Consider the following 24261-nt stretch of genomic DNA (forward strand, 5'->3'; position numbering starts at 1 on the left):
CGGTGTTCATTACCTGATGCGACGCCTACGTTAGATAAAGTTTTGAATTTTAAACCAAAAAACTAACTTGCGGTAACTTACTACGTTTACGATTTATGCGCTTACACACCAGAGTATTAGGAGCATTCGGACTTTTAATGATCCTACTGTCCACTACAGCAGATGACGAATTCTCCACTTGGATTCTAGACAAATTACAACGCTATCGACAGCAGTATCCTCCTTCCAAAGTGTACCTACACACCGACAAACCCTATTATGCTGCTGGAGATACCCTGTGGTTTAAGGCTTATTCCGTTTATGGGGCCACCCACTTGCCTGACACCCTCAACAAACTTCTATATGTAGATTTGGTAGACAGCCGCAATGGGCAACAGAAGATATTAAAACGGGTTCAGCTTGAAGCAGGACTGGGGCAGGGAGAGATCAGCTTGGGGCAGGATCTGGAAGAAGGTCCCTATCTCCTTCGGGCTTATACCCATTGGATGGAAAACTTTGACTCTGGGTATTTTTTCCAGCAGCAGATATACCTCTTCCGTGACGGCAGCAGTGTGCCGGAGAAAGTGGAATCTGAGGCTTTTGACCTTCAGTTTTTTCCTGAGGGTGGACAGTTGATCGCCGGTGTCTCCAGCCGGCTGTCCTTTAAGGCAGTGGGTGCAGATGGGCATTCTGTGGATGTTTCCGGTTTTGTGCTGAGCGAAAAGGGCGACACCCTGCAAAGTTTCTTCAGCGAGCATCTGGGCATGGGCCGCCTGGCTTTCACGCCATTGGCCAATACAGGATACAAGGTGATCGCCAAGTCCCCATCTGGTAGCTATCGCCAGTTTTCGTTTCCGGCTATCGCCTCCGAGGGTTTTAATATGGTAACCGACAACATCACCTATTCCGACAAAATCAGGGTATACATTCATGGAAAGTTTGCCAGCCCCACGGCCAGCGATAGTCCTTCCAGGGAGGTGTATCTGGTAGGGCATGCACAAGGAGTCCCGGCCTGCACCGCCCGGGGAGTTGTGTCCGACAAGGGGCTTATCATGAGTTTGCCTACCGCAGAACTCCCCGATGGCATATTACATCTGACGCTCTTCGACGCCAGCCGAAGACCCGTTTGTGAGCGCCTGGCATTTATAAACCACAATCGCCAGCTGTCGGTTGTCGTCAGTGCCGGCCAGTCCATATCCGGGCCAAGAGGGCCAATGTCCATTAAAGTGAAGGTCAGCGATGCCGAAGGGCGCCCCGTTCGGGCACAGCTCTCAGCCTCTGTTGTCGACGCTGGGCAGGTGTCCGAGCAACCCTATGCCGACCACCTGCTGAGCAATCTGCTGTTAACTTCCGATTTGAAAGGGATTGTAGAGCAGCCTGCATCTTATTTCGACAGCACACTGACCAACAGGCGGATCTATGTAGACTATCTGATGGCCACCCAAGGCTGGAGGCGTTTTGTGTGGAATGAGGTGCTCCAGGATTCCCTGCCCCAGCCGGACTATGGTATGGAAGAGGGCATTACCCTAAAAGGGATCGTCAGGCGGGGCAATAAGCCCATTAAAGAGCCGGTAGTACTATCGGTCGTCTTCAACCAGGATAGCCTTAGTGGTTTTTTGACGACAGAAACGGACCCGGAGGGGCGCTTTGCCGTACAAGGACTCGTCTTTTCCGACTCTCTGCAGGTGCGTTTGCAGGGGATGAATAAAAAGGGGAACCAAAGTCTGGAATTTCAGTTAGAAGAAAACATTTTTCCTAAGGTTTCATTGGTACGGGTACCTTACTATCCCATCACCGTGGAATCTCGGAAGTTAAAGGAGTTTCTGGCGCAGGCCCAGGCCTACCAGGACATAGAACGCAAGATCAGGGCCAATCGGGAACGACTCCTGGATGCCGTTACCATTAAAGGGAAAAAAGAAGTAGAGCGGGACAGCCGCAAGCTATATGGCCATGCCGATGCCACTGTAAAGGTGACGCAGCAGATGGCCGGAAGTGCCCGAAGCATCCTCGATCTGCTGGCCGGACGGGTGGCGGGCGTGCAGGTGGTAGGTTCGGGGTTTAATGCTCAGGTCTATATCCGCGGCAATCGTAACGAGCCCCAGTTTATCCTCGACGGCATGCCGGTGGACAAGGAAATGATCGCCAATATCAATGTATTTGATGTAGAGTCTATCGACGTGCTAAAAGGAGCTTCGGCGGCTATCTATGGGTCTCGGGGTGGCGGCGGAGTAATCTCCATCCTCACCAAAAGGGCCAATGTTAATTACGACTATAGCCAGGAGGCCATACCAGGAGTTCTGGTCACCAAGATCGCCGGTTACGACGTCCCTAGGGAGTTCTACGCTCCCCGTTATGCGTCCGATGCGCCGCCATCTCCTCGGCCCGATTACCGCTCCACCCTCCATTGGGTGCCGATGCTCAGCACCGATGCAGCCGGAGAAGTCACCCTTCACTATTACCATACCGATGCCCACACTTCCATTCATATCAACGTCCAGGGCCTCTCCCCCGACGGCCGAGCCGGCGTAGGCAGCTTGGAGTACCGGATGGAGTGAGGGGGGTGAGGGATTTTTATTCGAACATGAATGGATCGTTTTATCTGACCTTCAAGGCCCATTTATACTATTTTTTAGGTGTCGAAAGTCTTACCTCCTTGACGCTATCCTAAGTTTTTGAAATGCAACCATTGTTCGTTCCACATTTATCGGCGATTTCCTGTTATTAAATATCAATAAATACAATTATTTGGTTCCTCCTTTGACTCTTATTAGGAAAACCTCAGATGAATATTTTACCTTTAAACGCACTGTACTATTTGACTTCATCATGACCGATTTTGTATGATGAATATTATAACCATTATTCGGTAGCAATCAGCTCGAAAATCGTTTTCTGGAAAATTTGACGGCTGCAAGCTGACCGCCGAAGGCCGCAAGCTGATTGCCCCCAAGCTTATTGCTTACCGCCTATAGCTTAGCGCTTCATTTCCCGTGCGACAGACCGTCCGGCAGCACAAGGACGAAGTTTCCATAAGCCCTAAGCCGACCGCCGACTGCCGACCGCCGACCGCATAACCTCACGTTATCCCCCATTAAGTTTTATGATTTTAAAGGGGGAAATCGGATCGTGATATTTGTGGCCTAATGCATTGTAAAGCCATGGATATATACCGGACGAGGAAGGCAGATGGGGTATTATTAAGCCTCAGTACTAAAAGCAGAAAATGGATATTTATTGGAGCACTTGGCCTTTGTTCAACACCCTATTTAGGATCTGTAGGAGCCCTGTTGCTGGGATTGGGCATTGCTCAGCTGTCGGGTCACCCCTATGTTCACCTTAACCACCGGGTCACAAGCTGGCTTTTGCAGGCCTCGGTGGTAGGGTTAGGTTTTGGGATGAATCTGCACAGTGCTGTGGAGGCGGGGGCCTCTGGGGCCTTGCTAACCGTAGGCTCCATTGCCCTTACTTTGGGGTTTGGCCTATTGCTAGGTCGTTTGCTGAGGGTCGAAACCAAGACGTCGTTCCTGATTTCTGGAGGTACTGCCATCTGTGGCGGCAGCGCCATTGCGGCCCTCTCTCCCGTGATAGGGGCCAAAGAAAAACAGATCTCGTTAGCGTTGGGTTGCGTCTTTATCCTGAATGCTTTGGCACTCATCATATTCCCTTTTCTGGGCCATTACTTTGCGCTTAGTCAGGAACAGTTTGGGCTATGGTGTGCGCTGGCTATCCACGATACCAGTTCGGTCGTAGGGGCGGCGGGGATTTACGGACCCAAGGCCTTAGAGGTCGCCACTACCGTTAAGCTTGCTCGTGCCTTGTGGATCATCCCTGTGGCGTGTATATCGGCAATTTGTGTCGGTGGCAAACTCCGTGAGGTGCGAATCCCCTACTTTATCGGTCTTTTTGTGGTGGCTGTACTGGTGCATACCTATTGTCCGGCATGGGATGTGCTGGCACCTTATGCTACCAGCTTGGCACATATTGGCATGCAGCTGACCCTTTTCCTGATTGGTGCTGGGTTGGGACGTAATGTATGGAAAAGCATCGGGTGGAGTCCCCTATTGCAGGCGGTGTTGCTTTGGGTCTTTATCTCTGGATTGAGTTTGTACCTGGTGCAGACGATGGCATTTATTTAAGTGCGCTATGGGGGGCAGGACAAAGGCCGATAAATGTATCCCCCTGCTGAACGAAGGCCCCCATCTCCCTTGTTACTATAGGGGCAGGGCGATGAAGCAATGGTGTTACTTGCCACATTTTCAAATTTTTTGCTTCCTTGTATCGTTAAAAAAATTGGTAACTTTGATCTTTCCACCATTATACTGACACTGAGGCCCGGAAATATATGCGAATCGACTCATTGAAAATACCAGTACTGTTAATTTTTATACTGTTTATCGGTATTTCTCAGGAGAGCTATGCACAGCGTCGTGGCAAGCAGAAGAAGCTCGAAACGGAGCAGGATCAGGGCGCTGCCCAATCCTTAGAACGTGATGGTCTGGTGGCAGAAGGCATGAAGTTTATGATGAAAGAGGAACCCGTTAAGGCATTACCGCTTTTTGAGAAGTTGGTCCAAGCCGCCCCTCTGGATCCGGCCGGCTACTATTTGACAGCCCGTGCGCTCATGAAAATAGACCAGGTAGAAGAAGCCTTTACTGCCTCCAAAAAGGCTTACGAGCTGAATAAAAATAATGATTTTTATGCCCAACAGCTGGCAGAACTTTATGCCAAAAGAAGAAAGTATGCTGAGGCAGCGCAGATTTACGAAGGTTTGTTGAAAAAGAGCCCCGAGAACATACAGTATGGAATTGAGTTGGCGGCGATTTATGTTTTTAACGACGAGTTCGACAAGGCCATACGCACCTACGACGTATTGGAGAAGGCCATTGGTATCACAGAAGAAATAACACGGCAGAAACAACAGCTTTTTTTAAGGCAAAATCAGCTGGATAAAGCCATTGCCGAGGCACGGCGTCTGATTGAGTCGGAGCCCGGGGAGGTAAGCTATCAGGTCGAACTGGCTGAGTTGCTCATCGCCAACGACCGGGTGGTAGAAGCTATAGCGCCTTTAGAAGAGGCCATACGGATAAACCCCGACGAGGCTCAGGCCCATGTCTTGCTTGCGGATATATACCGGAAGAACGGTAATATTGAGAAGTGTAATCAGGAGCTTAAAATCGTTTTCGCCAATCCCAACCTGGATGCGGAGCCTAAAATCAGGGTATTATCTGGCTATCTGTCGATGCTGAAAACAGCCGAAGAACACGCCGATGCGCTCACACTAGCCAAACAATTAATGGACACACATCCGGGGGAGTCGAAAGTTCAGGTGATTTATGCCGATCTGCTCATGCGCAACGGGCGCAAACCCGAGGCGCGGGACGCTTATGTAAGGGCATCAGTACTGGACCCTTCCGTTTATGAAATTTGGGGAGCCGTGCTTCAGCTCGATGGTGAGCTTAACCAACCCGACAGCCTTTTGGCTCATTCAGAGAAAGCATTGGAGGTTTTTCCCAATCAGGGGATGTTCTGGTATTCCAATGGTATGGCCCATCTGATCAAAAAGAACTATAGGCAGGCGATTTCCTCTCTGGAAGAGAGTTTGAAATTGGTGGGCGAACGTAACGATATGGTGCCCTATATTTACGGGCAGCTAGGCGACGCCTATAACGGCCTAGGAGAACATAAAAAGTCGGACGCCTCCTATGAATTGTCATTAAAGGCCAATCCAGATAACGACCATGTGCTGAACAACTATAGTTACTTTCTTTCTTTGCGGCGTGAGCGACTGGATCAGGCACTGAAAATGTCGGAGCGTCTGGTTAAATTGCATAAGGACAATCCGACCTATCTGGATACCCATGCCTGGGTGCTCTATACCATGAAAGACTATAAGCGCGCCAAGGAATATCTGGAAAGAGCCTTGAAGGATAGTGCCTCGGTGAGTGGCACCATCGTGGAGCATTATGGTGATGTCCTTTTCAAATTAGGAGAACGCGACGGTGCCCTTACACAGTGGAAACGGGCCCGGTCGATGGGAGAAACCACCGAACTTTTAGACAAAAAAATAGCGACTGGCTCATTGCATGAACAATAATATATCCCTTTGGCTATTGGCCCTATGTATGATTGGACTCTCGTCCTGCCATCGTCAGAGAAATAATAAGAAGCTTTCTCACCTTTCCACCGACTCCACCCAGGTACTAAGACCTTCTGACTCCACTGCGAAGGCAGGGGTCAGCTTGGCAGAAAGTTCCTTACAAATTGAGGAAGTGGAGTTTCGGTATCTGACCACCAAATCTAAATTCTCCTTTAAAAGTCGCAAGCAGGATCTGGAGAATGTGACTGTCAATCTTAGGGTCAGTAAGGATTCCCTAATCTGGATGTCGGTAAGCGGCGTGGGGCTCGAGGTGGCACGGGGACTGATGTCCCAGGATTCTATTTTCTTTTTAGATAAGCTTCATAAGGAATATTTTAAGGTAAGTTATGCTCAGTTAAGTGAGCAATATCAATTTCAGCTGAACTTCAGTCTATTGCAATCTATTCTGGTGGGCGATCTGCCCTTCCCCCTGGACACCGCAGCCCGGGTCAGGACTGAGGCCGACTTTTATGTCTTGACCCAAGCCGTAAATCGTATTTTTTCGGAAAACTTTATTGCCATGAGTAATAGGAAATTGACCCGCTTATTGGCGGTAGAAAATAAGAGTGAAAATACATTTTCAGTTCGTTATCAGGATTTTAAGGAGGTGGGTACGGACCTGTTTCCCTATGAGAGTGTCTTGCAGCTTGATGCCCGATCGCCCAAAGATGGCCAGTTCTACCAAACGCAGATAGGGATTAAGCATTTGCGCGTGGAGATGCCCTCCGAAAGCCCGGGATTTCCTTTTAGTATCCCTGCCAGCTATAAGGCAAAGCGATAATCATAACATTGTCTGCCTTAGAATAGGGCCAAAAAGAACAAGACTGTTTAACTTTGCCTGCCATTAATGGTATAGGTAGCAAGAAATTAAAAATATGCCCCTTCATACACGGTATGCACGTCGATTGGTAATGATGATCACCCTTTTCCTTTTAGCCCATATGGGTGCGAAGGCTCAGAAGAGTCGTGAGCAACTGGAACGTGAGAAAAGCGAGAATCAGAACAAAATGAAGGAAATTCAGGGCATCCTGAAAGAAACTTCAGTGCAAAAGAATGTGAATCTGGGCCAGTTGAGGGCGATTAATCAGCAGATCAGTGCCCAAAAGAAGCAGATCGATCTCTTGTCGGACGATGTGGGTATCTTGAATAAGGAACTCAATGTCCTTGTAAAAGAACAGCAGGAACTCGCCAAAAACCTGGAAAAGCTTAAGGTAGAGTATGGTCATATGATTTATGAGGCTGCAAAACGGAACAGCTATCTGAATCAGCTGGTATTCTTGTTTTCGGCTCAGTCTTTTCATCAGTTTGCCTTGCGGTATAAGTATTTGAAACAATATACGGAGGCCAGAGAGGACCAAGCGAAAGAAATGCAGGCACTAACAGAGAAGCTTCACGCCGAGCAGGTGAGGATAGCCGCCAAGAAAGAGCAGAAGCAAAAGGTACTTACGGTACAGGTTGGTGAAAGCAAGAAGCTGGAGGGCTTGCAGGCCAAACAGAATGAAGTGGTGAAGGAACTTTCTCAGAAAGAATCGGAGCTTCGCAAGCAGATAGAACAAAATAGACGGGCTACCAATTTGCTTGAAGCCAATATCCGCCGAATTGCGGAGCGGGAACGCAAGGAGCGTCTGGAGAAAGAAAGGAAGGAGAGAGAGGCTCGTGAAGCCCGTATTAAGGCTGAAAAAGAACGACTGGCGAAGGAAAATGCAGAAAGAACAAAGAAGGGAGAAGCGGTGATTGTGGCGGCTCCCAAAGCGGAAGAGCCCGAAATTGTTAGTGGTGGACTAAGCGAAGCGGAGACCACGCTCGCTTCATCCTTCACTGCCTCCAGGGCTCGGCTTCCCTGGCCTGTAAAGGGCTTTGTTTCAGGCCATTTTGGCCGGAGGGAGCATCCTGTTCTGAAGGGTGTGATGGTTGATAACCTGGGAATTGACATTCAGACCAATAATGGAGAACTCGTGCGCTCTGTTTACGACGGAACGGTACTCGATGTGACGGAAATGCCGGGTATGGGCGACGTTATTGCTATTCAACACGGGGACTATATGACGATTTATGCCAAAATGAATAGTGTGTTGGTCAGACCAGGGCAAAAAGTGAAGGCCCGGGATACCATTGGCCGGGTGGCTACCGACAGCGATGGAACCTCGGAGCTGCAGTTTCAAATTTGGAAAAATACTTCCCGGCTGAATCCGGAGGGTTGGCTGGCCCCTCGGTAAGGGACCGGCTTTATATCAGTTAAGAATGGCCGGTATTAGCTGCCGGCGTTTCGATCCATGCAAATTAAATACGATTATGTCTGTACATAGCTCAGATATCAAGCGGGTAACCACCCATATTATTCAGGAGATGAAGACCCGAGGTGAGAAAATCACCTGCCTTACCGCTTACGACTATTCCATGGCAGGGATTGTGGATGCGGCCGGTGTAGAGCTCATTTTGGTAGGCGACTCGGCTTCCAACGTGATGGCCGGGCACGAAACTACCCTTCCCATTACTGTAGATCAGATGATCTACCACGCCCAGTCGGTGGTTAGGGCCGTCAAAAGAGCCTTAGTCGTAGTAGACCTTCCCTTCGGATCATATCAGGGTAATTCCCGGGAGGCGCTAAGCACTGCCATTCGTATTATGAAAGAGTCGGGGGCCCATGCTGTAAAGTTAGAGGGTGGGCTGGAAGTAAAGGAATCTATTATGCGTATCCTGAGCGCAGGTGTTCCTGTTATGGGGCATTTGGGACTTACTCCCCAGTCTATTTATAAATTTGGCACCTATACCGTGCGTGCCAAAGAAGATGCTGAGGCTCAAAAATTGCTCGACGATGCCGCCTTGCTGCAGGAAATTGGATGTTTCTCGGTAGTACTAGAGAAAATTCCTTCCAAATTGAGTCAGAAGGTTACCGAGAGTATTCAGATTCCCACCATAGGCATTGGCGCTGGGCAGCACTGCGATGGGCAAATATTGGTGCTTCACGACCTTCTAGGGATTAATAAGACTTTTAAGCCCCGTTTCCTCCGTCAATATGCCGATCTGAACAGCATCATGACGGACGCCATTTCCAATTATATCACTGACGTTAAAAGTAAGTCCTTCCCCAACGAGAAAGAATCTTACTGATCACCTCTGTTTTCGGTTTTACTATACCGAAAACTTAAAAAATTAAGCATATGGCGAAGAGACCATTTAGAATCGTTTACGAAGATAACCACCTGATTATCGTCAACAAGGAGCCGGGGATTCTGGTTCAGGGGGACAAGACAGGGGATAAATGTCTATTGGACCTTGTAAAAGATTATATCAAAGAAGAATATAATAAACCTGGAGCCGTTTTTCTGGGAACCGTGCATCGGCTCGACCGCCCAGTGAGTGGGCTGGTTGTATTTGCCCGGACATCCAAGGCCCTGGAACGTATGAATGAAATATTCCGCAAAAGAGATGTTCAAAAAACGTATTGGGCAGTAGTGAAAAATCGTCCTGCAAGCAAGAAGGGCCGGTTGGTTCATTGGCTCGTTAAGGATGAAAAGAGAAACGTAACTACAGCATACGATTACGAAGTACCGGGGTCGCAGCGTGCAGAGCTATCCTACCGTTGGCTGGGAGAGGTGAATAAGCATCATCTTCTGGAGGTAAGTCCCATTACGGGACGACCACACCAGATACGGGTGCAACTGGCCTCGATGAAGTGTCCTATTCGCGGTGATGTAAAATATGGTTTCGATAAAGGCAATCCGGATGGCAGTATCAACCTGCACGCCCGAAGGCTATTTTTCGAGCATCCTGTCAAAAAGGAACCTATGATTTGCCGTGCCGGTGTTCCCGACAATCCTTTCTGGGAGGAGTTCCTGCCCCTTGATGATGAGGAAATTAAGCTTGAAAATATGGGGTTCTTGTACGAATAATTTTATAAAATAATGATCGAAAAACTCAAGGAGCGATGGGAAGTGAAAAATGGCTGGGATGTCCTGGTCATTTTACTGGTATTCGCCTGTACGGGTTTTTCGGTTTTATATGTAAAAAGGGCATTATTTGATCTTCTGGGCTTTCATGAAGCCACGCCTACCTGGCTCCGCTGGTTGGTCAATATTGTAATCATTCTACCCCTTTATCAGGTTATCCTCCTTGCCTGGGGGTGGATATGGGGCAAATATGCCTTTTTTCTGGCCTTCGAAAAACGTATGTTTGGACGTATAGCGGGCTGGTTTAGACGGAAATAGCGTTATTTATCTTGCCGACTTTTCATTCTTCGCTTCATTTTCCACACCGATAAGCCAATATAGGCCATCCCTGCGCTATTGGGCGATTTTTTGAATAGCGTGCCCATGTTATTTACGCCTACAAAAATGGGTCCGAAATGGGCTACCGCTCCTATGGACACTTTTTTATTACCTTCGATAAAGGTCACCGGGAAGGCCACATTTGAATCTTCGTTTTCCCAGCGTGGACCTATCGTAAAGCTATTGGGCAGATAGACATCTAACAGCTCGTCGTCAGCGGGTTTAAAGCGACTTGTTTTGGACATATTCAAGAAAAATCCCTGAACCAATTGTACATCTGCTTCCAGGTGGAGTGCCTGAGGTAGCTGCATGCTTCCTTGAAAAGGCGTGGTGTCGTCGGAAGGGAAAAGCTCCATAAAGCCTTCGGCTCCCCGGTCACTGATGGTCTCCATTTCACTTTGTCCGATGCTTTTTTCAGATAAATTTCCCCGTACTACGCTGCTGTTAGCCGTTTTATAGCGAACAGACCCTAGGTCAGTAACAGATGCCGAAAGGCGAATGAGATAGGTAGGGCTGTCGTCGAATGATTCTTTCTCATTGATCCAGTAGTTACCCAGCTCATAGGTAACGCCCAAATCCATGGCCCAACCCGCACCATATTGCTGCTTATCGAAAAGGTCTCCGATGCGAAGTCCTTTGCTGGCCTGGCTGTAGCCGCTTTCATAATTGATATCCTTTAGGATCAGCGTACTGATCTCAGATGCTGCGGCCTGCTCCCGGACCTCATATTGGTCGATGGAGCCCCTTACATAGGAAGTGCGTGCGCCAATGATACGCTTGACGGTTGCCCCCAAGCGGAGCTTATGAGCATCCAGGTCGAGTACCTGAACACCATATGAAAAGTCGATTTCCGAAAAACTAAGCTGAGCCAGACCCATGGGCCCCCAGCTCCCCGATGAAGCAGGTGCGAGGCCCGTGTCCAGCCGGCGCTTATACAAATTTTGAATGTCGGCCGGAACCTGGCTACCTTGAATGAAGCCCCGAGAGCGAAATTGTACTGCGATACTCTGGTAGCGATCCAGGGCTAACAATACCGATGGCCAGCGGATATCGCTAGCCAAGAACAACTGATCCCCTGATGTTATAGAACCCATGGTGCGGGATCGACCATAGATTTCTTTAGTAGAATGGGGCACTAAAAGTGGGGTTAACAGGGAGTTTTTGCCAATAAAGTCAAAATATCGACGTGTAATACTCCCTCCCAGACTCAGGATATTGATCTGGAATTTCTGGGGTGAGCCTCCCAGGGCCGCCGGGTTATAGCTAGCCCTATACAATCCTCCATAATTACTTTGTTGAAGGCCAGGGATATCCTGTCCTAGTAGTGGAAAGCTAATCAAAATGCTGGCCAGCCAGCCGCTGAGGTGTGTGAATTTCAAAATTTCTATTATTTATTTACAATCAATTTCCCCTGGTTATTATAGGCTATTTTTTCTTCTTCAAGCATCATTTTTATAGCCCTCAGAAAATACTTTTCAGCAACATGTCCGAAACGTTCGCTGAGTTGCTTGGGTGAAAGAGGGCCATTATGCCGCAAGTCGGAAGCTATCTCCAGGCCCAATGCTCTGAATGTCTGTTCTTTCTCCTTTTTTTTCTTCAAACAGTTGTCACAAACGCCACATTCGCTGGCATCAAATTCATTGAAATATTCCAGTAGCATCAAAGTCCTACAGCGGTTGTCGCTGGAGGCATAGGCTAAAACGGCTCTGGCTTTCGACCGGTCACGTGCTCTCTTTTTTTTGATCTCCGCCACTTGTAGTGGCATGGTCTCGGCGTCAAAGCGCTGTGTGAGAAAGGTAAGTTGTGGCTTATCACGGCGCGGCTGAAAATCGATGATCTCTCGCTCCTGCAAAAACCGTAGCTTACTAGCCACCTCTTGAACGGGAGCATAAAAGTGCTGGCCTATTTCCGTTTCATTAATGCGCATATATTCTGTAAACAGCTCTCCGCCATATAAACGAAGGATCACTTTGATAAACGAATCTAGTTCAGGGTAGCGTATCTGAAAATCATATAATTGACGATTATCTACCAAAAACATAAGCTTGGAAGGCTCGTTAAAAGATTCGCTGAGCTGTATAAATCCCTCTTCCTGGAGTAATTTGAGGCTGTAATGCGTGTCACTGACGGGTAGTCCGAAAATGCCGCAGAAATGTTGTAGGTCGAAATCGTGAATGCTGAGCTCCCCACTCCCAACAGGAATTTTATAATAGTTGGCCAAAGCCTGGTATACCCGCCTGAGGAGGTCTATGGGAGGGTATTGCCGCTCCACTGTATCCAGCAGGTCTTCCAGATCGATGGGGTTATACAGGGCTACGGCATACGCGCGCAGACCATCCCGCCCTGCCCTACCGGCCTCTTGGTAGTAGGCCTCCAGGTTCTCGGGCAAATCAAAATGAATTACACTCCGTACATCCGGCTTGTCAATGCCCATACCAAAGGCATTGGTAGCTACCACCACCCGCACTTTATTGCCAATCCACGCCGATTGTCTTTCGCTTCGGTCTTTGTGGCTGAGGCCGGCATGGTAGTAGCTCGCTCCTACCCCCTTGCGGTTGAGCCAGTCCGCCAGCTCCTTGGTTCGTTTGCGGGTTTTTACATATATAATGGCTGTGCCAGGCACTCTTTGCAGAATTTGGAGCAACTTTTGCTCCTTACTGTCTTCATTAAAAACGGAATAGGAAAGGTTTTCCCTTGCGAAGGATTGCTTATAAACCCGAACCGTTTTCATTTTTAATTTATCAATAATATCGGCTCTTACTTCTTCGGTAGCGGTAGCGGTAAGGGCCATAACCGGGGTGTCAGGGATGAGCTCACGGAACTCGGCAATTTTCAGGTAAGAAGGACGAAAGTCGTACCCCCATGCTGAAATACAATGTGCCTCATCTACAGCCAGTAAACTAATTTTCATTTTTTTTGCCCTCGCGATCATAATGTCCGTGCGCAAACGTTCGGGCGAAACATATAGAAAGCGGGTACTGCCATGTACGCAGTTGTCGAGGGCGATGTCAATTTCATGTTTGTTCATGCCCGAATGAATGGCGGCTGCAGGTATACCACGTCTTTTTAGTTGTTCTACCTGATCTCTCATTAAGGCGATCAAGGGAGTGACAACAATACACACACCCTCCATCATCAATACCGGCACCTGAAAGCAGATCGATTTGCCCCCACCAGTAGGGAGTAGCAGCAAGGTGTCCTGTCCGTTCACGGCAGAGAGCACCGCATCTTTCTGGATAGGGCGAAAGCTGTCGTAATTCCAATACTGTTTTAAAATCTCCTCCGGGCTTTTCATGCGTACTCTAGGGGTCCAAATCGGGTAAAGTAACAAAATAAATACTATTTTGCCGTATTCGCTTAGCCCATATGCCTTTGATCACTTGTAGGGTTCATTTTTTTATAATGGGTCGTCCGGCCTCTTTCAGGTTTTCTAGTATCTTTGATTTTGAATACTTAACTGTCTTACATGCGCACGCTCTTATTATTTTGCCTAGCAGTATCCATTTCAGGATGCTCGATTTCGCATTTTGTCAATAAAGAAATTAAACGATCTACCGTTTTTAGCCAACAGCATACCGGTTTATCTATCGCCAACCTCACTGGTGCCAAAGAACTGGCAGGCTATCAGAGTAATCGGTATTTCAATCCTGCTTCCAATACCAAGCTTTTTAGCTTCTATGCAGGCCTTAATGCCCTGGGCGATTCTATTCCAGGTCTTGAATATCTGGAATGGGGCGAGCTTTTGATAATTCGTGGTACTGGCGACCCATCTTTGCTTCACCCCGATCTGCCACATAGCGCAGTTTTCGATTTTTTGAAGAACCGAAAAGAACCTATATTCTTCACACCCGTTAATTTTCAGGAAAAACGCTTTGGTCCAGGCTGGGCTTGGAGCGATTACGGTGACTACTACCAAGCCGAGCGCTCGGCCCTGCCCCTATATGGAAATATTGCCAGGTTTTCTCATTCCACTGGAGGGAAACCTCAGGTACTTCCCTCCTACTGGAGGCCGTTTCTGGTGGCCGATACCACTGCCTCGGGTATTGAGCGGGACGAGTTTGCCAACATTTTCCATCATAGTGACCTAGGGGTGCCTTCCGGACTGATACAAGATGTTCCAGTCCGTACCAGTGACTCCCTTACGGTTAGAATGTTGAGTGATACTTTGGGGAAAGAGGTTAAGCTAATCCATGTGCCCATTAACATTGAGCTACAAACCGTCTATAGCATCCCCTCGGATAGCCTCTACTACCGTATGTTACAGGTAAGCGATAATATGCTTGCCGAACAGCTCATGTTGCTCTATGCCTCCCAAAAGGGCCTTCCTTTGAATACCCAGGGCGGGATCGATCATGCTATTGAGCACTATTTATCCGACCTGCCCGACCGTCCGATCTGGCGCGATGGTTCTGGACTGAGTCGGTACAACTTATTTACCCCGAGGAGTATCGTAGCGCTCTTGCAGAAAATATATGCTAAGATGCCCGAAGAGCGTCTCTTCAAGCTACTACCTGCAGGTGGAAAAACCGGAACCATAAGCGCGCAGTATAAGGAAGAACCACCCTTTGTATTTGCCAAAACAGGAACCTTGAGTAATAATTACTGTTTAAGTGGGTATTTGATTAGCAAAAAGGGGAAAAGGTTGGTTTTTAGCTTCATGAATAATAATTACCCTACATCTACGGCCACAGTCCGTAAGGAAGTGGAGCGCATTCTTACCAAACTTCACAATAAATTCTAGTACCTCTCAGGGTTGAATATATTCATGACCGGTTTGATATATATGATTTTGTGCACCCTGACGCACCAGGAGTAAGAGTTGGTAAGAGCCGGGGGCAATAGTTCCTTTGTGAAATGCAATATTGGCGACGTCAGAAAAATACAGGCCGCGGCGAATGGTTGTGCGTAAAGGTACCGGTGGCTGCCTTGCTGGTGAAGCATATACATGGTCAGCTGAATACATGATCGCATAGACACCATCACTATAGTCTTTGGTTGCTCTGAACCCATGAAGGTTAAGAAAGAGTCGGAGGTACTCTCCTTCGGTGGAAATACTCTGGATGGGAAAGGGGTTGGCTCCTAGAAATTTCGTTTCCATGGCGGGATTGGGGTTCCAGCTTCCAGCCAGTGGATCTTGGGAATGATAAAGGGCTCGGATCTTCTCGTAATGACTTTGGGGCATTTCAAACATACGCAGGCCATGCCAGTCGGCATTATATCTGGCGTTGAACTCCTGTGTAATGGCTTCGCGGCGATTATCTACGGCATAGGCGAAGTTACCGTGCAGAATAGCCAGATTCAGTACGATAGAAAGGGGAATCAGGAATTTGATAGTAACGTTTCGACCCCGCGGGCGTACGCCTAGGAAAAGAAAATAGATCGCTAATAGTAGTAAGGTGCTGTACATACGATACCGCCCCTTAAACATACCATAATAGGTATCTGTGGGTATGCGTTTGTAGGTAAGTGCAAGGGCCGTAATAGCCACAAAAATGAGAATTCCAATAGCAAATAATACAATCGGGCGCTCATATGCCTTATATTCCGTAATGGTCTGCCAAAACTTTGGGAACTGCCTCCACAGTAACAGGAATATCAGTACGACCATAAACAGTCCCGTAATGGAGGCCAGGTACATAGACGAGAGGGGGAGCCCGTAGGCCTGTATGCTGGCTATAGACCCTAGAAATCCGAAGAGTCCCAGAATGCCCTCCTCTATCTGCCGAGGGTCGGTGACGTCTAAATTCTGCGTAATGGGGGTAAAATCAGAAAAATACAATGCCGAAACAATCACCAGACTAAGGATGGTAATGCCCAGCTGAACATAGGCCCGTCGAAGAATCTGCAACACCGCAATCACCAGGAACACCATCAGGCCGTTACCATAGCTGTAAGTGGCACAGATGGCCAGCAGAAGGGTAATTACCAACCATTTGGGCTTGAATGCGGCCGTATAAATACTTCCTAATGCAAAGAAAAGAACGCCAAAATTGCAGAGTGAGCTTACACCCCAGAGAATATTTTCAAAAGATTGGATATTGAACCAGAGCCAGGCAACCGGAACAAAATACCAGAAGGACAGCTTTAAGCTCCTAATAGCCTGATAAAAGTAGACTGCACAAGCTGCCCAGCAGATATTGGCTACGATCATCAGCCAGGTAAGATCGAGCCTCCCGAATATATGGTATAAGGTAAGAACAATAGTTCTAGAAAATACCAGACGATGTTCTGGAAAAAGCGTAGTCAGGGCCTCCCATCGTTGCGCCCAACTTGCCCCATCGAAGCTGGGAATAATACCTAAAATAAGAATATCATCGAACGCTACATAATTGACATTCAGTGCCAGTGCTCGAAAAAACAGAATATAAATTAAAATGGGCACTGCGGCAACCATAATGGCAAGCGGCCAAGAGGTAATTATCCTGGTCGTTTTAGACTGAAGCATGATGAGGGGTATGATAAATTAATATAATGACTGAATTTGAGCGCTTATTCTTCTTCTTCTTCTATTTCTGCGGAAGCTCGGGGATCTTTTGAGGAATCGAAAGTAAGCTTGCCTTTATCGTCCCATTCCCGCAAAACAAAAGGCTCAAAGTCTTCATCCCAAGCGGTTTTAGGATACTGGATCTCTTGTTTGCGCTGACGGCGAAACTGATAATATTCGATCCATCTACCTACTTTCTGGCCGTTTTCATACTTTCCGATGGCCATCAGTTGGCCTTCTTTATAAAATTTTAGATACTCACCTTCCGTTTGGCCAAACATCACCGGAACAACCTCCTTCACCTGTGTATGTGCAGAATCGTAATAGCTGATCTGGGCCTCCGCTGGGAATCCTTTATCCCAAATCGATTTGTCTATCAGATTATATTTAGAGTCGTACTTTACCCATCGTCCGTCCCGAACACCCATAAAATAGTAACCTTCTTCGAGTAAATTTTCTCCGGAAAATTTTTTGTAAGGTCCGTGCAATAGCCTGGAGCGCTCCTTATTCTTGATAAGGGAGGAGCTCAGGCGTTTGGATTTGGTGTCGTACCAGCGGGTATTGGCCATGCGGACATACGGGTCCAAGGGCTTGTACTCTTTCAAGACATGGAACATTTCCACCGTTGCGCGATCGCCACTTCCATATTTGATGGAGACCGCCTCCATGGGTATTCCTTCATACTCTACCTTAGCCAGCTTGGCAAGTGCTTTTTTTCGTTTCCTTTCGGCTTTCTGGCTTTTATATACTTTGGCCCGGAGCCCTAGGTCGGGCAAGGTTTCGCCAAAGAGACTCGATAGGGAAGTAGATTGGGCACCTTTACCAGGAACACTGCCACTTACTGTGGGGTCAAAATTAGACATAAGGGCTCCTAGGCCCGTTTTGGGTCTCGCCTGACTGCTGTCGCTTTTCACACGCTCTTTGGGCAACCAAGACGGACTAGAGCCATTTGCTGTAGTTGTTTGCGCCTTTACAGCTACTACAGAAATAAATAGTAAAAGACAATGAATCCAATATTTGGTTTGCATGTGCATTGAGTTTTTCTTCTTACGAAGATTACTAACTTTGTAACGGCTTAAATCTTTATTTATTGATTTTCAGTACAAATTTAAACAACATTGGAAAAAAACGCTAAAATATACATTGCTGGCCATCGTGGGATGGTAGGGTCTGCCATTCATAGGAAATTGCAGGAAGAAGGTTTCACCAACTTCGTGCTAAGAACTTCTTCAGAGCTGGATCTTAGAAATCAAGCTCAGGTTAGCGAATTTTTCGATGTTGAAAAACCGGAATATATCTTTCTGGCGGCAGCAAAGGTCGGTGGAATTATGGCCAACAACATTTACAGGGCCGATTTTCTCTATGAGAATCTTCAGATACAGAACAACGTTATCCATCACGCTTACGTTCATGGTGTCAAAAAGTTGTTATTTTTAGGTTCTTCCTGCATCTATCCTAAGTTAGCTCCGCAGCCATTGAATGAGGATGCACTACTTACAGGTACTTTGGAGCCTACCAATGAGCCATATGCCATTGCCAAAATCTCTGGAATAAAGATGTGTGAAGCTTATAGAAGTCAATATGGATGTGATTTTATTTCCGTTATGCCTACAAATTTGTATGGACCTAATGACAATTATGATCTTGAAAATTCACATGTCCTGCCTGCTATGATCAGAAAGTTTCATGAAGCCAAACAGGAAGGAAAACCTACCGTCGAGCTTTGGGGGACAGGATCCCCGCTGCGGGAGTTTTTGCATGCCGATGACTTGGCCGCCGCCTGTTACTTCCTAATGCAAAATTATAGTCAACCGGGGTTCCTGAATGTAGGTGTAGGTGCCGATGTCTCCATTAAAGAATTAGCGGAGCTCATCAGCAACATTATTGGCTATACGGGCACAATTCATTGGAACACAGACAAGCCTGATGGTACGCCCCGGAAACTGATGGATGTTCAAAAGCTTCATTCCCTGGGATGGAAGCACGAAATAGGACTAAAGGAGGGTATTGAAAAGACCTATGCCGATTTCCTTTCGAAAATTGAAGTTTATACAGTTTAATTTTGATATTCACCAGTTACATGGTCTGATGCCCAACATTTGCGGTCTAAATTTGGATTTCACCTATGATAATTTGTTATATTATAAAATTTCCAGTATATAATTGTAAGGATGTTCGGTAAAATCTAATAGCTTTGCAGTGCCTTTATCAAAAAAGGTTATACAATAACTTAGTCATAGAAAAATGTCCAATATTATAAAGCTTGACCAGATCGACAGGAAAGTTCTGGAAATTCTTCAAACGAACGCAAAAATAACCAATGCACAGCTTTCTAAAGAAATAGGCTTGTCACCTGCACCCACTCTGGAGCGGGTAAAGAAGCTGGAGCAGTCTGGAATTATTAAGAGTTACCATGCGCAACTGGAACCCGAACGCGTAGGGCTAGGGGTTAGTACTTTCGTGCAAATATCCCTGGTTGGCCATCGCAAAGCGGTGACCGAATCTTTTGTGGACAAGATTCAAGCCATTCCCGAAGTAGTTGAATGCCACCATATCACCGGTACCGGGGACTTTCTGTTACGGGTAATATCGAAAGACATCAGTACCTATCAAACCCTGATGCTGGAGAAGATAAATGAGATAGAAGAGGTAGCCAGTACTCAAACGATGGTTATCCTTTCAACTTTCAAGGAAAGCAAGGTTTTACCTATTCCCTGACATCATATTTAAGGTCAAAAAAAAGGTCGGTACCGAAGGAGGTATCGACCTTTTTCTATTATATAACCTCTATTGATGCTGCTCGCGGAGCAAATCATTCACGGTTTTGACGGGATTAAAAGTAATGAGCGGAACCTCCACGAATATGGTGTTCCAGTCGGCCATCGCACCGTTCCATAGGCCCGGTAGCTCCTGAGCCTTTAGTTCACGGCCATTTTTGGACTTTGCGGTAATGAAGCCTGTCAACGGATCTCTGAACTTCTTAAGCTCATAGGTGACACCCTGTCGATTTTTAATGGCACATACCAGATCAACCGGATTGAAATGGGTAGCATTTTTAAAGATTTCATTTTGCTCCTCATCATCAACATTCACCTGTGCCGACTCTACTATTTGCAATGACGAAGAGCCATCTGCGTTCTTCGCCCAGAAAGGGCCGCCTCCAGGTTCTCCTTCATTCTTTACCATGCCACAGGCTCTCAGGGGTCTGTCCAACTTAGCTAGGAAGTAGGCTTTCTTCTCTTCGGAGGTCATGCTCGCAAAGTTTTCGGGTGCGCTTACACTCAATTCATCCTTGAAGAAAGAATCCAGTTCTTCCAGCAATTCCTCATTAAAATTGTTTTGAAGCTTATCCATATAGCTCCAAATCTTTTTCTGATACTCCAGAACAATTCCTGCTAAGGCCTTTTTATAACGAATAGTTTCCTCTTTCAGGTGATCAGGGACTACGTTATCGATATTTTTTATAAAAATAATGTCGGCATCAAGTTGGGCCAGATTGTCCAGCAGGGCTCCATGGCCAGCCGGGCGGAAGAGCAGGTTCCCATCTTTTTCGCGGAAGGGGCTATTATCGGGGTTCACCGCAATAGTATCCGTTGCGCTTTTCTGTTCCGAAAAAGATACGAAGTACTTTACTCCGTAGGTCGTTTGGTAGCTGGGGAGTGCCTCAACCACCAGCTTTTCGAATTTATCCTGGTGTTCGGGCGATACCGTAAAATGAATCTGGACATTGCCTCCGGCATTGGCATATTTGGCACCCTCTACCAGATGTTCCTCCAGCGGAGTACGTGAGCGGGTATTATAATTATGGAATTTTAGGAGCCCTTTGGGAAGTTCGCCATATCCCAGCCCCTTGTCGGTCAGAAAATACGACGCGATCTGCGTCTTGGTAGCCGTTGCAATGTCTAAGCCATCCGACTCTAATGCGGTCTTTAGATCCTCATAAAAGGCAAATTTCTCGATATTCTCGAAAAAGGAGTCTACCGAAGCATCCGTTTTCCCTCCATCTAAAAAGCCAAAAAGTGCTTTGAACATGCGTGTAGCCGCTCCTGAAGCAGGCACGAACTTCATCAGGGTGATAACTCCGTCGCTGGCCAACTGGTCGTAGGCGTCAATAAGTCCATCGATCTGCTGGGGAGTTAGCCTAATAAGCCCATCACCAATGGTGGCAGCCTTGCTGAGCGTTATAAAAGGAAAGCCATTCACAAAATAATCGATCTGCTGCGACACCGTTTCCAGTTCGCTACCCCTTTCCTTAATCTGTATAATATCGTTTTCTTGAAACATAAATCTAAATAGTTATGAATATGAATTTTATTGTTTTGGGGACCTTTTTAGGGCACTATGACTTACAAAGCCTTCACAGTCCGTACTTTACTGATTTTAGGAACTTTACAATATCCTTAATTTGGCGAAACTCAGCAACAGGGTTTTCTCTCCAACTCCGTCGAATTTTACTATGGCTTTCCGGTCTGCGCCATTAACGTCCATACGAATAACCGTGCCAAAGCCAAACTTCATATGTTCTACCTTGTCGCCGGCTTTTAGCTCGCTGGTGTCACTGGGATTAAAGTCTCCAGACGGAGTATGTGCTTTGGTGCCAGCAATGTTGCGAGGTTCTGAGGGCTTGCGGGGTGTAAGGTTGCGAACAAAAGAACTACCCCCACTACTGCTGCCGGCACCTGTCTCCATTCCGGCCAAAATCCGGCTAACATTCAAAAACTTTTTGTCGACCTCCAGTAGAAATCGACTGGGCTCACACATTTTCAGACGGCCCCATTGATAGCGCGTTTCAGCATAGCTGAAAGATAACTTCTTTTCTGCTCTGGTAATGGCCACATAGAAGAGACGACGTTCTTCTTCTAAATCCTGACGTGTTTCCAGCATCATCTGGCTCGGAAACAAATCTTCTTCCAGACCTACGACAAAAACATTTTTAAACTCCAAGCCCTTTGCCGAATGGATGGTCATCATGGTCACCCGATCGTGGTCGGCATCATCGTCGGGTTCGTCGGCATTGGTGAGTAAGGACACTGATTGAAGAAATGCACTCAGGGATTTGTCTTCCGTTTCTTCACTATCCACAAATTCCTTGATACCATTTAGCAATTCCTGAACGTTTTCGTAACGAGAGAGCCCTTCTACGGTCTTGTCTTCATATAGCTCTTTGAGAAGTTTAGAAGTTTTAGCCACCTGAGATGCTATCTCGTAAGCGTCGTTCCCCTGTTCAACCAGAACTTTATAGCTTTTTATAAGGGTGGCAAATTGATCGATGGGCGAAGCGATACGACCTCCTATATAATAGGATGCATTGGAGATAATATCCCAGACCCCTACTCCATTTTCAGAAGCCGCTACAGTGATTTTAGCCACCGTGCCATCTCCTATTCCCCGCTTGGGAAGATTGATAATCCTTTTGAATGCCTCTTCGTCACGCTGATTGACGGTATACCGGAGATAGGCTAGCAAATCTTTAATTTCCTTGCGTTGGTAAAAAGACATGCCTCCAATGATCCGATATTTGATGCCGAGCTTGCGGAGAGCCTCCTCGAAGGATCTGGACTGGGCATTGGTTCTATATAAGATGGCAAAATCTTCATTGCTGAGCGATTTTTGCATTTTCTCTTCGAAAATCGCCCCGGCAATCAGTCTCCCCTCCTCGTTGTCGGAGCCCGCCTTGATCACATCGATTAAGGAGCCCTCTTCGTTGGCTGTAAATGTCTCCTTCTTGAGCTGGCTTTTGTTACGAGCTATTACCGAATTCGCCGCATTCACAATGGTGGCGGTTGAACGGTAATTTTGTTCAAGCTTAATCGTTCTGACGTCGGGAAAGTCTTTTTCGAAATTGAGGATATTCTCAATATTAGCCCCTCTAAAGGCATAGATACTTTGGGCGTCATCACCCACCACACATATATTACGGTGTACGGCCGATAATTTGCGCGTTATCAGGTACTGCGACACGTTGGTATCCTGAAACTCATCGACCATCACATGTTGAAACTTGTGTTGGTATTTATAAAGTACGTCCGGGAAGTCGCGAAAAAGTACATTGGTATTGAAAAGTAAATCGTCGAAGTCCATGGCGTTGGCCTGAAAACAGCGGCCTACATAGGTTTTGTAGATCCTGCCCATCTCCTTCATGCGGGCAGCGTCGTCGTCGGCCTGGATGACGGGACTATTGGCATAGTCCTCTGCCGATACCAACCGATTTTTAGCGCCCGATATACGGTTATACACCACATTGGCCTTATATACCTTGTCATCCAGATTGAATTCCCGAATGATACTACGGAGTAAAGACTTGGAGTCGTCGGTGTCGTAAATAGAAAAGTCGCTGGTATAGCCCAGGTAGCGTGCCTCTATCCGAAGGATTTTGGCAAAAACAGAATGGAAAGTCCCCATCCATATATTGCGTGCCTCGGTGCCAATCTCATTTTCGATGCGGTGGCGCATTTCCCCGGCGGCCTTATTGGTAAAGGTCAGTGAAAGAATACGGAAAGGATCCACCCCGTTTTCGATTAGTTGGGCAATTCGGAAGGTTAGGACACGCGTCTTTCCCGACCCCGCCCCTGCAATGATCATCAGCGGACCGTTTCCATGTAGGACGGCTTCTCGCTGAGGCTCATTAAGCGTCTGTAAATAGTTTTCTGTCTTCTTCAAACGATCTCCCTCCTTTTTCACGCTATTTATATAATGTAGTATTCTGAATCCTCTAAAGTCCAAAGTTAGAAACGTCCTTGATAAAATTACCAATTTGATCCGGAACTTGTCGTATTAGCAGCCGATATTTCCGTAGCTTTCCGGCCGAAAGCCCAGGGCATGCGCTGTTTCAGGAACGGGATTGCCCTATTTCTCGTTTGCCAATAAATAGGATCACCATAAATAAAAGCCGTACATGAATCTTGCTACTGTAGAAGACTTACCCCTGGAACAACAATGGGAATACCTGCTAACCACTCTGGAAGCTACGGTGGGCAAAAAGCCTGCCGACCTAAACGGGGTACTCTTTCTAGTGGGTGTACAGGAGTTGGGGCAAGGAGCCAGAAGGTTCACCAAAGAGCAAAAGCAGGACCTGATGCATATAGGTATCTGTAAAGTGCTAAGTCTGTCCTCTTATTATGAATTGGAGTATATAGATGAAGACGGCTGGCCACACTATCAACTTTTACGGGCTCTTCCGCAGACAGGCCTAGATGCCCAGGAGAATCTGCTGAAGATGCATGTGATCGAGTATTTCAAAAATCTGTAACAGATTGGGCGCACTATTAAGGTATAACACTTCTTGCCAGGACAAGATCGAGTAGTTTGCCATCTATAAGACTGGAGCTACTTATATCTTACACTTCCGTCCATAACCTGCCCTAGGGCCGTTTAGGCCTACAGAAATGACCATT

At 47.0% G+C, this 24261-nt stretch carries 18 protein-coding genes; 12 read left to right on the top strand and 6 right to left on the bottom strand.

The annotated features are described in order from the left end of the window. The first annotated feature begins 95 nt into the window (after positions 1–95). From X939_RS0120945 to X939_RS0120985, 8 genes are all read left to right on the top strand, one after another. Positions 96–2534: a TonB-dependent receptor plug domain-containing protein gene (locus tag X939_RS0120945; RefSeq protein WP_025765234.1), complete on the top strand. Its 2439-nt coding sequence runs from the start codon at positions 96–98 to the stop codon at positions 2532–2534. A 603-nt stretch (positions 2535–3137) separates the two neighbouring features. Further along, positions 3138–4115 carry a YeiH family protein gene (locus X939_RS0120950; RefSeq protein WP_025765235.1) on the top strand — a complete coding sequence of 326 codons (978 nt, stop codon included), beginning with the start codon at positions 3138–3140 and terminating at the stop codon, positions 4113–4115. 206 nt (positions 4116–4321) lie between these two features. Further along, entirely contained in the window at positions 4322–6073 is a 1752-nt protein-coding gene (locus X939_RS0120960) for a tetratricopeptide repeat protein (protein WP_025765236.1), read from the top strand. After that, positions 6063–6896 carry a lipoprotein insertase outer membrane protein LolB1 gene (lolB1, locus tag X939_RS0120965; protein WP_025765237.1) on the top strand — a complete coding sequence of 278 codons (834 nt, stop codon included), beginning with the start codon at positions 6063–6065 and terminating at the stop codon, positions 6894–6896. Before X939_RS0120960 ends, lolB1 begins: the two co-directional genes overlap by 11 nt. 94 nt (positions 6897–6990) lie before the next feature. Beyond that, positions 6991–8331, top strand: a complete 1341-nt coding sequence (locus X939_RS0120970; protein ID WP_025765238.1) for a peptidoglycan DD-metalloendopeptidase family protein — start codon at positions 6991–6993, stop codon at positions 8329–8331. 76 nt (positions 8332–8407) lie between these two features. Continuing rightward, on the top strand, positions 8408–9226 hold the full coding sequence (gene panB, locus X939_RS0120975) for a 3-methyl-2-oxobutanoate hydroxymethyltransferase (RefSeq protein WP_025765239.1): 819 nt from the start codon (positions 8408–8410) through the stop codon (positions 9224–9226). 50 nt (positions 9227–9276) lie between these two features. Further along, positions 9277–10008 carry an RluA family pseudouridine synthase gene (locus tag X939_RS0120980; RefSeq protein ID WP_025765240.1) on the top strand — a complete coding sequence of 244 codons (732 nt, stop codon included), beginning with the start codon at positions 9277–9279 and terminating at the stop codon, positions 10006–10008. 12 nt (positions 10009–10020) lie between these two features. After that, positions 10021–10323 carry a DUF6787 family protein gene (locus tag X939_RS0120985; protein ID WP_025765241.1) on the top strand — a complete coding sequence of 101 codons (303 nt, stop codon included), beginning with the start codon at positions 10021–10023 and terminating at the stop codon, positions 10321–10323. A gap of 2 nt (positions 10324–10325) precedes the next feature. Here X939_RS0120985 and X939_RS0120990 read toward each other — a convergent pair whose 3' ends face one another. Together X939_RS0120990 and X939_RS0120995 are read right to left on the bottom strand one after the other, a co-directional pair. Then, the gene (locus tag X939_RS0120990; RefSeq protein ID WP_025765242.1) at positions 10326–11762 is read right to left on the bottom strand and encodes a DUF5723 family protein; all 1437 of its coding nucleotides are present in this window, start codon (positions 11760–11762) and stop codon (positions 10326–10328) included. 8 nt (positions 11763–11770) lie between these two features. Beyond that, the gene (locus X939_RS0120995; RefSeq protein ID WP_025765243.1) at positions 11771–13678 is read right to left on the bottom strand and encodes a RecQ family ATP-dependent DNA helicase; all 1908 of its coding nucleotides are present in this window, start codon (positions 13676–13678) and stop codon (positions 11771–11773) included. Positions 13679–13849: 171 nt separating this feature from the next. Between X939_RS0120995 and X939_RS0121000 the strand changes: the two genes are divergently transcribed. Continuing rightward, positions 13850–15124: a D-alanyl-D-alanine carboxypeptidase/D-alanyl-D-alanine-endopeptidase gene (locus tag X939_RS0121000; RefSeq protein WP_025765244.1), complete on the top strand. Its 1275-nt coding sequence runs from the start codon at positions 13850–13852 to the stop codon at positions 15122–15124. A 6-nt stretch (positions 15125–15130) separates the two neighbouring features. Here X939_RS0121000 and X939_RS0121005 read toward each other — a convergent pair whose 3' ends face one another. Together X939_RS0121005 and X939_RS0121010 are read right to left on the bottom strand one after the other, a co-directional pair. Next, positions 15131–16828, bottom strand: coding sequence for a hypothetical protein (locus X939_RS0121005; protein WP_025765245.1), 1698 nt, complete (start codon positions 16826–16828; stop codon positions 15131–15133). Positions 16829–16872: 44 nt separating this feature from the next. Next, positions 16873–17895, bottom strand: coding sequence for a toxin-antitoxin system YwqK family antitoxin (locus X939_RS0121010; protein ID WP_025765246.1), 1023 nt, complete (start codon positions 17893–17895; stop codon positions 16873–16875). A 90-nt stretch (positions 17896–17985) separates the two neighbouring features. Between X939_RS0121010 and fcl the strand changes: the two genes are divergently transcribed. Then, positions 17986–18927: a GDP-L-fucose synthase gene (gene fcl / locus X939_RS0121015; protein WP_025765247.1), complete on the top strand. Its 942-nt coding sequence runs from the start codon at positions 17986–17988 to the stop codon at positions 18925–18927. 184 nt (positions 18928–19111) lie between these two features. Further along, entirely contained in the window at positions 19112–19585 is a 474-nt protein-coding gene (locus tag X939_RS0121020) for an Lrp/AsnC family transcriptional regulator (protein WP_025765248.1), read from the top strand. Between the two features lie 69 nt (positions 19586–19654). On the opposite strand, the gene X939_RS0121025 is transcribed toward X939_RS0121020, so the two are convergent. After that, positions 19655–21151 (bottom strand): DUF4301 family protein, encoded by a 1497-nt coding sequence (locus tag X939_RS0121025; protein ID WP_025765249.1) that lies wholly within the window; start codon positions 21149–21151, stop codon positions 19655–19657. A gap of 105 nt (positions 21152–21256) precedes the next feature. Next, positions 21257–23548, bottom strand: coding sequence for an ATP-dependent helicase (locus X939_RS0121030; RefSeq protein ID WP_025765250.1), 2292 nt, complete (start codon positions 23546–23548; stop codon positions 21257–21259). Between the two features lie 214 nt (positions 23549–23762). On the opposite strand from X939_RS0121030, the gene X939_RS0121035 reads away from it, so the two are divergent. Then, a complete protein-coding gene (locus X939_RS0121035; protein ID WP_025765251.1) occupies positions 23763–24116 on the top strand; it encodes a hypothetical protein in 354 nt (117 codons plus the stop codon). Positions 24117–24261 lie beyond the last annotated feature (145 nt).

The sequence above is a fragment of the Dyadobacter tibetensis Y620-1 genome, assembly GCF_000566685.1.
In the GTDB taxonomy this organism is placed as follows: domain Bacteria; phylum Bacteroidota; class Bacteroidia; order Cytophagales; family Spirosomataceae; genus Dyadobacter; species Dyadobacter tibetensis.